The 13706-nt window shown below is 42.9% G+C and carries 8 protein-coding genes; 3 read left to right on the top strand and 5 right to left on the bottom strand.

Annotated elements, in window-relative coordinates:
• Window positions 1–7 precede the first annotated feature (7 nt).
• Window positions 8–1840 (bottom strand): ABC transporter ATP-binding protein, encoded by a 1833-nt coding sequence (locus tag MAS10914_RS0104305; protein ID WP_017314670.1) that lies wholly within the window; start codon window positions 1838–1840, stop codon window positions 8–10.
• A 138-nt stretch (window positions 1841–1978) separates the two neighbouring features.
• Between MAS10914_RS0104305 and MAS10914_RS0104300 the strand changes: the two genes are divergently transcribed.
• Window positions 1979–2830, top strand: a complete 852-nt coding sequence (locus MAS10914_RS0104300; protein ID WP_017314669.1) for an alpha/beta fold hydrolase — start codon at window positions 1979–1981, stop codon at window positions 2828–2830.
• A gap of 69 nt (window positions 2831–2899) precedes the next feature.
• Here MAS10914_RS0104300 and MAS10914_RS0104295 read toward each other — a convergent pair whose 3' ends face one another.
• The gene (locus tag MAS10914_RS0104295) at window positions 2900–3667 is read right to left on the bottom strand and encodes a hypothetical protein (protein ID WP_017314668.1); all 768 of its coding nucleotides are present in this window, start codon (window positions 3665–3667) and stop codon (window positions 2900–2902) included.
• A 543-nt stretch (window positions 3668–4210) separates the two neighbouring features.
• Window positions 4211–5395, bottom strand: a complete 1185-nt coding sequence (locus MAS10914_RS0104290) for a PP2C family protein-serine/threonine phosphatase (protein ID WP_017314667.1) — start codon at window positions 5393–5395, stop codon at window positions 4211–4213.
• A gap of 66 nt (window positions 5396–5461) precedes the next feature.
• Between MAS10914_RS0104290 and MAS10914_RS0104285 the strand changes: the two genes are divergently transcribed.
• Window positions 5462–5878, top strand: a complete 417-nt coding sequence (locus MAS10914_RS0104285) for an ATP-binding protein (protein ID WP_026082329.1) — start codon at window positions 5462–5464, stop codon at window positions 5876–5878.
• Window positions 5879–5885: 7 nt separating this feature from the next.
• Here MAS10914_RS0104285 and MAS10914_RS33430 read toward each other — a convergent pair whose 3' ends face one another.
• Window positions 5886–11297, bottom strand: a complete 5412-nt coding sequence (locus tag MAS10914_RS33430; protein WP_017314665.1) for a PAS domain S-box protein — start codon at window positions 11295–11297, stop codon at window positions 5886–5888.
• 252 nt (window positions 11298–11549) lie between these two features.
• Here MAS10914_RS33430 and MAS10914_RS0104270 point away from each other — a divergent pair, with 252 nt between their 5' ends.
• Entirely contained in the window at window positions 11550–11876 is a 327-nt protein-coding gene (locus MAS10914_RS0104270) for an STAS domain-containing protein (RefSeq protein ID WP_017314663.1), read from the top strand.
• A gap of 302 nt (window positions 11877–12178) precedes the next feature.
• On the opposite strand, the gene MAS10914_RS0104265 is transcribed toward MAS10914_RS0104270, so the two are convergent.
• A complete protein-coding gene (locus tag MAS10914_RS0104265) occupies window positions 12179–13360 on the bottom strand; it encodes a septal ring lytic transglycosylase RlpA family protein (protein WP_017314662.1) in 1182 nt (393 codons plus the stop codon).
• Between the last annotated feature and the right edge of the window lie 346 nt (window positions 13361–13706).

The raw sequence follows: 13706 nt of genomic DNA, 5'->3' as shown, positions 1-13706 counted from the left end.
CTCATCTCTACTGATACCCTGCTGCTTGTAATGAAAACAGCGTCGCATAACGCCCTCCTGCTTGCAATAACTCCTCATGAGTTCCCTGTTCCACAACTTCCCCAGCTTCAATGACCACAATTTTGTTAGCCATCCGTACTGTAGAGAAACGATGGGAAATGAGAAATACCATCTGATTTTGTGTCAGGGCGCGAAAGTGATTGAAAATGTCAAATTCCGCTTGGGGGTCCATTGCTGATGTAGGTTCATCCAAAACCAGAATATCTGCATTAGTTCTCATGAAAGCACGGGCAAGAGCGATTTTCTGCCACTGACCCCCAGAAAGTTCCTGTCCACCCTTGAACCATTTACCAAGCTGAGTCTGAAAGTTTTCGGGCAAATGTTCAATAAAAGGAAGCGCCATGCCTTTTTCAGCCGCAGTTTTCCATTGGGCTTTGTCTTCAACGTGGTTCACATCCCCCACACCGATATTCTCACCAACGGTGAACTGGTAGCGGACAAAGTTCTGAAAAATCACCCCAATGCGCCGCCGCAGCACATCAATATCCCATTCTTGCAAATCCAAGCCATCTAGTAAGATGCGTCCGGAGTCTGGGGTATAAAGTCGAGTCAGCAGCTTGATGAGCGTAGTCTTACCGGAACCATTTTCGCCCACAATGGCTAGTTTCTCTCCAGGTTTCAAATGCAGGGAAATGTTGTTTAATGCAGGTTGCAAACTTCCCGGATAAGTGAATGATACGTTCTCAAAACGAATTCCGTCTTTAGGTTTTAAACCTTTGGTAGCTTTACCCCTTGGCTTTGGCACTTCTTCTTCTAGGAACTCATAAAGATTAGAAAGATACAAGTTATCCTCATACATTCCCCCGATGGAAGTCAGGACACCGGAAAATGTAGATTGTCCTTGGCGGAACACGGTAAGATACATCGTCATGTCACCCAAGGAAATTCTACCAGCAACCGTCTCTACCACAATCCAGGCATAAGCCACGTAAAAGGCTGAGGTACTCAGCAAACTCAGCAAATAACCCGACAGTCCGCGCCGCAGCGTTAACTCGCGGTCTTCGCCGTAAAGTCTATTGAACAGGTTGTGGTAACGTCCCAGTAGCATATCCCCTAGCTGGTAGAGTTTCACTTCCTTGGCAAAGTCTTCTCTAGCAAGCAAAGTTTCCAGGTAATGCTGCTGGCGGCTTTCCGGCGCACGCCAGCTAAACAGGCGAAACGCTTCCCCCGCAAACTTCGTTTCGGCAAAGAATGCAGGCATAGCTGCTAGGACGAGCATTACCACTGCCCAAATTGAAAATTTCACCAGCAAAAAGCCGTAAGTCACCAGTGACAAGGCGCTTTGCACTAAGCCAAAGGTGCGGGTTACTAGAGACAAAGGACGAATTGATGCTTCTCGCCGTGCATTGGTCAATTTGTCGTAGAATTCAGAGTCCTCAAATTGAGTGAGATCCAGTGTCAGCGCCTTTTCTAGGATGAGAACATTTACCCGCTGACCAAGTAGCATTCGCAATAAGGACTGACAAACAGTGAGTCCCCGCTGACTACCTGCTAGCAAAGCTACGGCAACTGCCTCTAATCCGACATATATTAAAGCACGATGGCTATTGACAAAATCGCTATTATATGGGTTACTTTGAGAAGCCAGAACTACCGCATCAACGATTAATTTAGCGATATAGGCGAGCGCAGCCGGTAAAAGACCAGCCACTAAAGTTAAAGTGGCAAGAATAATAGTAAGAGTGTGGCTAGTAGTCCACACCAAGTTTACAGCCCGTCCACTGTAGCGGAATACTGCCAGTGATTGGCGCAGGGCGTTGCGTTTTTTACGTATCCTCATTATTTTTTTATAGCGTGAAATTGCCCTTCATTGCAGCGATTGGGCGTATCCAAAACGCCGACACCCTTCCAGGGTGCGGGCGTTTTTTCGCAGTATCATCTCTATGGAAGCTATCTCTCCACGGGTGAATCTGTAATAATGCCTGTACGTCAAACTTTATCGAAGCCTGACATCAAACTGTCTTATTTAGAGTGGAACCAAGGTCAAGAACCGTTGCTGCTGTTACACGGTTTAGCTGACCATGCCCTAGTTTGGTCTAGCTTAGGAGATAACTTAGCGCCAGACTATCATATAATTGCGCCAGATATGCGCGGTCATGGTGAGAGTGCGAAGCCTGAAAAGGACTATAGTTTTGAGAGTGCGATCGCGGATTTAGAAGCACTGATGGATAGCCTAGGATGGTCGGCGGCTCATGTTGTAGCTCACTCTTGGACAGGTAAATTAGCTGTCATCTGGGCAAGGGTGAATCCACAACGTTTGCGGAGTATGGTTTTGGTCGATCCAATTTTTATTTGGAAAATCCCCAGCTTTTTCAAGGTCACTTTTCCCTTCTTGTACCGCGTCTTGCCTTTTCTTAAAAGCATGGGTCCATTTGCCAGTTACGAGGAAGCCGAACAGCAAGCACGTCAGTTAAACCAATATCAAGGATGGAGCCCCTTACAGCAGCATGTCTTTCACGCAGGTCTTGAACAAAAACCTGATGGGAGTTGGGGTAGTAAATTTACCATCCCAGCCCGCGATGGGATTTTTGAGGAAGTGATGCAGGTTCCTGGTTTTACAGCCCCAATTCATATCCCTTCCTTGTTTGTACAGCCAGAAAAAGGCGTAAACCTCAAAGATTGGCAACTCCAACCTTACAAAACCTATCTAAAAAATTTACGCATTTGCCAAGTTCCCGGCAATCATTGGCCCTTTTTGACGCAGCCTGAGGCTTTTAACCAAACTGTGAAAGCTTTTTTGCAAGAACACAGAATTTCGCGCTCAGACTAGCAACAGATTTTATGGCGGATGTAGGGGATGAGTTATTTAATTATCCCACAAATAACTCATCCGTTGCCACTATCCCTGACTTTGTAAACTTCTCATTTCCTGTTGCACATCTAATGCAATCTCCAATGCTTCATTGAGCAATCGTCCATGTTCACTAGCCTGTTCGCTAACTTGCATTGCTGTTAGTGTTGCTAAATTATGAGCAAATAATTCAGATTTACTAATAATAAAATTTTTATTTTCTCTCAAAATTTTTTCTGTTTTCAATGCCCGAACTAAATCATTTTTTGTCAGTTTTAGTGCTTCTAGAACTTTCTTTCTTTCCTTTAAACTCACTTCTGGATTGCCAGCTGCTTCTATTTGGTCATTGATATCTATTGCTTTGATAACGGCATTATATCTATCAACATCATTTAAGAGGATTTTCAGCGAATGTGTCATATTTTTTTGGACAGTCCTATTTCTTTGCTTCCAAAAAAAATATAATAGGATTTGTGTAACAGTTCCAACAGAAAGACTAAATATTATTAATAGTATCCAGGATGGTATAGTTACCCAGTCGGCAAATAGTCTAATCATGACATCAAATATAACATGAGTAAAAACTAGTATAGTAACTCCAATGAAAACCACGGTAGCGCCCTCTGAACCTTTGGCTTGTTCTATAAATTGACTAAAGCCTCTTTTAATAGGAGCAAGAAGAATTATAAGTTCATCATTAACAGGTAAATTAGTCAATTTTTGCAGTTCTTTTTGACTAATCTCCAATCCTTGTAAATCATCACGCACAGCTTTAATATCCTTTTTAATATAGTTTTTTTCAGTATTATATAACAAGAGAATTTATGGCAGACAAATAACGTTGCCATTTTTGTTAATTTTTTTTACATTATTTTTAGAATTGATATATTACAGCAATTTTCGGGTAAATAGACCACATTGTAGAGACGCGCCATGGCGCGTCTCTACAGGGATTGAAATGAGTGCAGATGTGGTTCATTGATTTGAAAACCGCTGTAAGATTATGTAATATGTATGAATATAAGTAATATAATCTCCAGAAATCGATTCGCGCCTCCTTAACTTCTTTTACATATTTTCCCTGAAGATTTCAGGAAAACTTTTCTAAAAATTAAGGAAATACAGACAGCGAGACTCAAAGAGATGATTGTGTCAGTAAAACAAACGGCACAATTAATGTATCTACTAATACCTAATCAAGAAAGATATTCATAAACGATAACTTTCTCGGGTAACGTACAAATCAAATGTCCATCACATAGCTTGAATGTTAACTCTCAAACCCAATCAGGCAAAGATCCTATGTGTATATTCTTAAGAGTATAGAGGTGTCAATGGTTCGTGCTTTGTCGTTACAGTTCAAAAATTAACTTTTAGCAATGACAAATCATCATCCAAAGATGCTTTGGCATTTATGGACATAATCTCTGTTAAGACTTGCTTGAGTTGATAGGTATTTGTCTTGGTGGATAGCAACACATCAATAAAAGCATTCAAACCCCAAATATTGTCATCTGACTGAGAAATTTCGTAAGCACCATCACTAAAGATGTATAAAGTGCTGTTTCCTTCAATTTCAATGGCACTTTGGTCAAAATCAACATCGGGCAAAAAGCCAATAGGCAAATCTAGAGAATCAAGCTGTATAACCTGGATGTTTGTGGCAGATGTACTAGAGAGCAGGACAGCAGGTGGATGTCCGGCATTGGCGTAAACGAGTTGACGTTTAGAATGGTTATACACCCCGTACCAGATGGTAAAGTATTTATCACTGTGGTTACTCATCTGGAAAGCTTGATTGAGTGCCCTCAAGACTTCACTGGGTTGACAAAAGTCAGTCTTGGGCAGGGATTGCGATCGCAGTACATTCAAGATCGACACAGAAAGTAGCGCTGAACCAACTCCATGCCCTGAGACATCCAACAAATATATTGCTAAGTTCTCATCATCTATCCAGTAATAGTCGAAGCAATCACCGCCAAGCTGGACAGAGGGAAGAAACAGTGCTTCTGTGCTGACTGCTCCCACAAGAGGAGAAGGGAGAAGCGATCGCACATAATCAGCAGCCTCAACCAATTCAGCTTCCAAAATTTGTTTTTGGGTTTGCAAATCTTGGTTGAGAACCTCCAAAGCTTGCTTTTGGTTTTGTAAATCCTGATTAAGGCGATATATCCTTAGCCCTGCTCGTACCCGTGCCTTTAATTCATTCATCTCAATGGGCTTGGAGATAAACTCATCTGCTCCAGCGTCAAGTCCTCTGACTCTATCTTCTTCTTCTCCTGGAGCAGCTCCCTTAGCAGTCAGTAAAATAAAAAAAGTCGTTGCTAACTCTGGCTCTGCCTTAATGCGACGACAGACTTCCAATCCATCTAACTGCGACATCATCCAGTCACAGATAATCAAAGCCGGACGCTCCTGTTGTGCTATAGCAATTCCTTCCTCACCATTGCTTGTTACAGTCACATCATAACCCTGGTTTTGGAGGGTTCTTTTCAAGACTGTCCGTAAAATAGGATCATCATCAATAATTAGCACCTTAAACATAAAAATAAATTCCTACAGTATAACTAATAAGTATTACTCTAATGAGAATTTCTCGTAGTTTAAGAAGTGAATATTAAAATCTTTCTCAAGGTAAATACAGACCTTACTATGTTATCTCAAGTTTTGTCATGGTTCGACCAATTGAATCAACCACCTCTACCTGACAAAAAGATTTTGTGGCTATGTCAAACACTCCTTATAGAAGGATTTACAAATATTGTTGAACATGCTCACAAAAATTTACCACTTGATACTCCTATTGAAATAGAAGCTGTGCGGTCAAATGAAAAAATAGAAATTCGTATTTTGTCTTATGGTGAACCCTTCGACTTGGAGCAGAAATTGCAACAGACAGTTGAATTCGCAGACAATGAAGAAGATCGGGGGAGAGGTTTGAAAATTATGTCAGCAATTGCAGACGAGTTAAGATATGAGCGCATAGCAGATAATCGTTATTGTTTATTTATGAGTAAATTTTATTAAGCATGATTTATTTTTGACTTCTTAAAAAGGCTTGGATGCGGTTAATAGACTCTTCTAACTCCCAGATTAAGTGAGTAGTCCCTCTACGCTCTTGATTACGAGCCAGTTGTTCTAGTTCTTCCGCAGCTAAGTACATGGTTGTAGCTCCTAAATTGCCACTCATCCCTTTAAAGTGATGTGCCTCTTTGGCAAATTGTTGAAAGTCATTAGAAGCGATCGCCTCTTTTGTTGCCTCTAAATGCAACTTGCTATCCTCAACAAACATTTGCAAGAGTTCCAATTCAAATTCCAGATTGTTTTCTGATATTTGGTGTAACTGTTCCCAATCAATGGGGATGTCTGATAAATCGACCTTTGTAGAAGAAACTGTCTGTTCAGACACAATTGCCTCCTGTTTTATTTGTATGATTTGGCTCCAATGCTCTAACACCGCTGCCAATTTCTCTTTGTTTATTGGCTTGCTCTGATAATCATCCATGCCCGCATCCAAACACATTTGTTCGTCTTGTTTCATAGCATTTGCTGTCATAGCAATGACCACAGGGCGACGACCACTAGCAAAAAAGCTTTCTTGCCGACGATGAATTTCTCTTGTTGTTTCCAAACCATCAAGAATCGGCATTTGGCAATCCATAAAAATCAAGTCGTAAGGAATTTTCTCCAAGAGTTCTAAAACTTCTTTACCATTGCCAGCGACATCAGCAGTGTAACCCAGGCTCTTGAGCTGCTTAAGAGCTACTTTCTGATTCACCAAATTATCCTCAGCTAGTAGAATTCTTAATTTGGATTTAGGAGACTCAGCACTATGTTGAAGAGGTTGGGAATGTGACAGCTTTTTGATACCTGAAGTGTTGGAATTATCTAGTTCAGATTTGTTTCCTAAGATATTCATGATGATATCGAGTAGCCGGGATGCCTTAACAGGTTTGACCAGATAAGCAGCAAATCCTATTTCTAATGCCCGTTGCACTTCATCCCGTCGATTAGTAGAGGTCAGCATAATCAACGGGATATTAGAAATAGCAGAATTTCCCTTAATTTGTTCTCCCAAAGTTATGCCATCTATTTGCGGCATTTGCATATCAATTAAGGCGATATCATAGGGCATTTTCTGCTCGACAGCCTGCTGAATAGCGACGAGGGCATCAGCAGCACAAGAAGCCTCATCTACCTGCATTCCCCAGCGTGTAGCTTGATGGTAAACAATTTTGCGATTGGTAGCGTTGTCATCCACCACTAAAACGCGTCGATGGGTCAAAATGCTGCAATCGTGTGCTGAAGAAACAGGCTGGAGTGCAAGAGCGAAAGGAATTTCAAACCAAAACTTAGACCCTTGCCCTATTTGACTTTCGACCCCAATTTCTCCTCCCATCAAAGCGACAAGTTGCTTGCAAATGGCTAATCCTAAGCCTGTACCGCCATACTTGCGGGTGGTGGAAGCGTCCACTTGGGTAAAAGGCGTAAAAAGATTGCGTTGGTCAACAGGAGCAATGCCAATACCCGTATCGATTATGCTTAAGAGAATGGTAGCTTCCTTAGCAGTTTGTGTTCGCAATTCTGCCCGCACCACGACTTCCCCAGCGCTAGTAAATTTGATAGCGTTGCCTAGCAGGTTCATGAGAATTTGTCGTAATCGGCTGACATCTCCTTGAAGGTGAGTGGGGACGTTGGGATAGATTAAAGCTGCAATTTCCAAACCTTTGTTATGTGCAACAGGAGCAAGTAATTCCAACACCTCTTCTATACAGGTGGACAGGTCAAAATCTAGAGTTTCTAGAGCCATCTCCCCTGCCTCTAGTTTTGATAAATCCAAAATCTCGTTAATCAAACTTAACAGAGCATCTCCACTAATGCGAATTGTCTCCACAAAATCTTTCTGCTCTGGGTTGAGGGGAGTTTCTAACATCAATCCGGTCATCCCCAACACGGCATTCATGGGGGTGCGGATTTCATGACTCATGTTAGCCAAGAAGGCACTTTTGGCAAGAGATGCTAACTCAGCTTGACGGCGGGCAACTTCAAGTTCTTGTCGCTGACGAGTTTCCGCTTCTAGTAGTTGAGCATGAGCTAAGGCAATGCCTACTTGGTCGGCAATTTGCCGCAAAAGATAAATTTCAAAGCTAGACCATGGGCGTGAACAACTGCAACATTTATGGACAATCAGCAAACCACATAGTTCTTCTTTGACAACAATAGGCACGACGAAATTTTGCTTGACCTCCAACTGTTGCAATAATTCCACATAGTTTTGTTGCAATTCCATCATATCCAGGTCAGCCAGTGCTGACATTCGTCCCTGACGGTACTGCTGCAAACAGTACTGTTGCAAATATTCCGCTTGAAAGTAAGAGTCGGTGATGCTTTGCTCTTTGATGCTGACACAGTCAGAATTCACAGCTTCGGTGAAGCTTCCCGACCCATCAGGTAAAGGCTGATAGATAAGGACGCGATCGCTGTTGAGAATTTTTTGGACTTCACAAACCGTGGTTTGGAGAATTTCTTCGATTTGTAAGGATTGGCGTATCTTGAGGGTGATTTCAGTAAACAGTTGCGATCGCAAGTTTTGGCGATTGAGTTCTTCCTCTGCCTGCTTGCGCTGGATAAACTGACCCACCTGGTCTCCAAGAGAAGTCATAATCATCAGCAAATCTCTATCAACTTGCTGGATTTCCTGTTTAAAGAAAGTCATGACGCCAAGGATTGTGTTACCACTACGAACAGGAAAACCAAATGCTGTGTGCAATCCTGCTTGAGCGGCGATTTTAGTTCGCAAGAAGATTCCATCCTCAACAACATCATTAATCCAAACAGGTTGATTATCACTCCATACACGACCTGGCAGTCCAACTCCACGTTCAAACGTGGTTTGCCTAGTGAGTGCTTCAAACTCTTGTAGCTCAAGAGATGCTCTTTGCCAAATGTCGAGACAGCGTAGAACATTTGCTGGCTGCTCCACTATCCAAATTTCACCCAAATCCCATGTCAAATGCTCACAAATAGCTTGCAAGATTTGGGGCGTGGCTTCGCTAATTGTCGCAGACTCTGCTAACACGCTGGTTACAGCATATTGTGCAGTCAGATGCCATTCGGCTCGTTTACGATCAGTAATATCCACACAGGAGCCAATGTAACCGGCAAACTTATTCCCTGTGTAGCGTGGCGTTCCTGACACCAAAATCCACCGATACTCGCCAGTGTGATGCCGCAGGCGGTGCTCCATCCACACAGACTCACGCGCTGCAAAAGCCTGCCGGAAGATGAACCTCCAGCGCTCCCAATCATCAGCAGGCACACCCTCCGCCCAACCAAAGCCTAACTCCTGCTCCAGCGTCCGACCTGTGAAGCGCAGCCACGGCTGGTTCACATAGGAACATAAGCCGTCAGCGTCGGTCATCCACAGAAGCACAGGTGCGCTGTCTGCCATTGAGCGAAACCGCTCCTCACTCTCTTTGAGCGCCTTCTCAGAGTGCTTTCGTTCGGTGATATCCTGTGCGGTTCCCATGATTTGATACGGCGAACCATCAGATTTGCACTTGAAAACAGTTTCGCGATGCCAAAGCCACCGCCACTCACCTGACACATGCTTTACCCGTTGCTCGAACTCGACAACCTCACCGTCCTTGACGTTCTTGAACTGTTCAAGATGCACCATCATGTATGGCAAATCGTCAGGATGAACAATAGAAGGCAGAAAGTTTGCGCCTATTTGTTGGATTTGCGCTAACCCATAGCCAAGAAATTCTGCAAACTCTTTGTTGCAATAGGCATTGGTCATCGTTTCCAAGTCGAACACATAGATAATGCTGGTCGAGTTTTCCGTAACACTCTCGGCAAACTGCTTGCTTTCTTGCAATGCGTCTTCTGCCTGCTTGCGTTCTGTGATGTCAATGCCAGTGCCGATAATGTATTCAACCGTGCCCTTATGGTCTTGCATGACAGTGTTTGACCATGCAATCAGCCGTCTATTGCCATCCTTAGTGACCCAGTAGTTTTCGTACTCCTTCAACAATTGACTATCTCGTAGCTGCTCGAAAATTGCTTTAACCGGCTCCACCTCTTCAGGAATCAGAAACAAATCCCAAAAATACCTACCCCTCACCTCATCGAATGAGTAAGCCGTTGTTTCTTCGCAGGCTTGATTGAAGCGAATAATTTGCCCTTGCGGATTTAAAACAACGACCAAAGCGCCGGCTGTATTTAGAACTGCTGAGATAAAATTGCGTTCTGTATGCAGTGATTCCTCTGTCCTCTTGCGCTCAGTTATCTCACGGTAGATGAAGTAGTAGACTACAGCAAGAATGGCAAAACTCAGTCTGATGCCAATAAGCACAGTTTCAATCGTTTTGCGCCCACTAGCTTCTACTGCTTGAGACTGCTCTTGAAGCAGCTTCCTCTCTTCGCTTTCCATCTCATGGTTGACCTTGCGAAGCTCATCCATGAGGTTCTTTCCCATATTTGTTCGGTTCAGCGATAGTGCTGCCTCATATCCCTGAACTTGGCGCGTGTCGATAAGTTGCTTCACTATAGCTAGTTTTGCCGTTACCAAATATTCAATGGTTTTGAGTCGCTTTTGTTGCTTGGGATTATCGGTTGTTAAACTCCTCAATGCTTCAATTTTTTTATCTAGGTTTGCTAGTGCTACTTTATACGGGTCTAGATAACCTTCGTCTCCTGTCAGCAAGTAACCGCGTTGCCCAGTTTCAGCATCCTTCATGAGAGACAGCAGTTCTCCCAGGTGGTTTATTTTCTCTTCAGTTTTTATCAGTTGATAGCTAGTATCAATAAACTTTTGTGTCTGTTGATACGAAAACACGCCAATCAAAACTAAAATTGCTGACGCTAACCCAAACCCTCCTGCAACCCTTTTGAAGAAGTGGCTACTTCTGTTGTGTGTCTGTCTGCGTTGACTAGATCCAAGTTCTAAACTTGCTAAATTGCGCCGCAGTTCCAGTTGCTTGATGACTTGGCGACCTAAGATTCGTAATGCTTCCACCTGTTCTGGAGTAAGTTCTCGTGGTACATGGTCAATCACGCAAAGCGTTCCCAATGCGTGTCCCTCAGGATTAGTTAGGGGGACACCAGCATAAAACCGGGCATTGGGGTCAGAGGTGACGAGTGGGTTTGTGGCGAACCGTTCGTCAGTGGTTGCATCAGGAACAATAAAAACTTCTTTTTGTAGGATGGTATGGGCGCAGAATGCAGCATCGCGGGGTGTTTGTAGCGCATCTAAACCAACTTTTGATTTAAACCACTGGCGCTTGTCATCAACTAAGCTAATTAACGCAATGGGAGTCCCACAAATATACGCAGCTAACCGGGTAAGGTCGTCAAAGGCGGCTTCAGCTGGAGTATCGAGGATTTTATACTGTAAAAGCGCCGCAATTCTTTGTGCTTCGTTATCAGGTAATGGTGCTTTCATCCTTGATTTTTATCCTCAGCTGAAGTCTCTATCAAAAGGCAAATAAACTTATTACAATTAATGGCAATAGTTTGCTTAAAACAATAGCGTAATTTCACTGATAAGTTTTGCAAAGCCAAGAAGAGTTCTGCTGATTCAACAGTGAATTTACGGTAGTTAACTAAAATTTTTTATGACTATAATGAACTTTTTAGAACGGCAAAAATTTCAAGTTAAATTATTATCTAAAAGTAAGTGCGGGATACTAAACCTATGAGTCCTGTTGTCAAAATACTAAAACCCTTTGGTATTTTAGATGGTATTAGAGGTCATGAACTCCGTCGCGAAGTTAACGATCTTGTAACTACCGGAACCGATATTGTGTTGATTGACCTTCAAGATGTAAAGTTTATTGATAGTTCCGGTTTAGGTGCTTTAGTATCAGCAGTGAAAATCGTTCGCAATGCCGGATGTAAGCTTTATGTATGCTCAGTAAACGACCAAGTTAGAATGTTGTTTGAGCTAACTAAGGTGGATAGAATTTTTAAAAAATTTACTGATCAAGAAGAATTCAAGCGCCAGATACTGACAAGTCTATAAAGCAATACGGTTCAGATAAGCCCGCAGGCTAAAGCCTCGACGGCAGTTTGCACACTCGAGGGAACCTCCCTATGGCTGACGCCACGCCTGACGGCGTAAGTCCTGCGGAGAGGCTGCGCCAACACGTAGTGTGCGCTCTGCGCTTACGGGTATCTCCTCCGGTGAGGCTGCGCCTATGCGTGTAGAAACACTAAAATCTTCTTGTGCAAATTAAGTGAATGTGGGGTTTCCTTCAACCCCACACCCAAATGGGCGTCACGGTTGCCGTGCCCCTGTACCCCCATACTGACTGATAATTAACATCAAAACTCTGAGATAACTGCGAGTTTCCTGGGAGGTTTCTGATTTTTGATGGTACTTGAGCTTTTCAAGGTCATTTTAGGTTCGCTAGTCTGCAAAATGACCGCTTTATATGGCACGACACCAGCTATTTCACTATTGATACAACGAGCTGCTACCCTTGATAAATCTAGACTTCTAGGTGGGATATATGGACCCCGGTCGTTGACTCGCACAATGACTGCTTTGCCAGTTTTTAAATTAGTGACCTGCAAGTATGTATTAAACGGCAGGGTTTTATGGGCAACTGTCAGTTCATTTTGGTTGAATATTTCACCGTTTGCGGTTAAACGACCATGAAAATAGGGACCATACCAAGAAGCTAAACCAGTCATTTTCTTTTTGGAAGGTGTCAAGCCATACATCTGTTGTTGACCTTCCACGAGTGATAACGTGGGTACTTGTAAAGCTTGGCGCAAGTTATTGATCCATTCAATTGCTAACAAGTCGCCACTACGATGGAATCTTTGAGACACTCCTTTTTGAATCCCAAATAAGAAGCGATTACCTGCCATCAACGCTGGTATTCCGTCAACTAAGGCGGGTCTTAATCGAGAAGCATCAAAGTTGGATGACTTTATGAGCCGTGTCAAGCCTTGCTGCATCAAACGGGCTTGCTCTTTATTAGGTAAATTGGCAATGACACGGTTATTGACCCATACTTCATAGTTATTTTCAGCCCTGTGAACAACTACCACTGGCAAGGAAGCAGAACCAAAACTTTGTCCGACAGGATTGGAGAAGCGGAAGAAATTTTGCAGCGATCGCAGAGCATGCCCTATACCCCAACCAAGCTCTGGCTGCTTGTCCCGAAGCTCCGCTTCAGGGAGAAGCTTTCTGGAAGAAAGCTTCTGGGCATATACGGGCGAAAGTAATATTTGGTTTGGGAGAAAGTCTCGGTTCGTAAAACTCGTTTCTACGAAGCTGGGAGGTGATAATATGCTTGCGGTTTTGATGGTAGGCTGGTAAGCTCGAGTGTCTCGCAGAAGACCGCAAAATTGATTTTTGCTACTCTTAACTCTCTTCACCGCTGGATTAGATGGTTTAACTAGGGTTGGTTTTGATTTTTTATCTCTCCAATCTGGTCGGAAAAACCTTGTAGGCAGCGTCACACTCCAAACATTTACCTGCTGCTTGTTATACACAACAAATGAACGAGGTTTACTTGCCAGTTTGCCTAAATTGGATGACACTTTTGTTGGAGCAATCTTTGAAGTAAAACTTGGTGGCAAGTTTTGGTTCAACGACAAAAATGAACCAACCCAGGATGTAACCCAAAGTATTCCAAATAATATCATGATTCAGTTAGTTTCAGGTAACCAACACCTTTTATAAGGTGCAAACCTTTCCTTGATAATTAAAATTTCTCAACAACTAAATCGCACCATATAATCTTCCATAAGGAAGATTATATGCATAGTTAGGAGTAAATTTCTGAGTGATCCCCAGCAGGTTACATATTATCCTGTTGCTGCTAAACAAGCAAATAAA

Origin of the sequence: Mastigocladopsis repens PCC 10914, from assembly GCF_000315565.1 — a bacterium.
Taxonomy (GTDB): Bacteria; Cyanobacteriota; Cyanobacteriia; order Cyanobacteriales; family Nostocaceae; genus Mastigocladopsis; species Mastigocladopsis repens.
The sequence above is the reverse complement of the archived record's forward strand: the minus strand, read 5'-3'. Positions and strand labels throughout refer to the sequence as shown.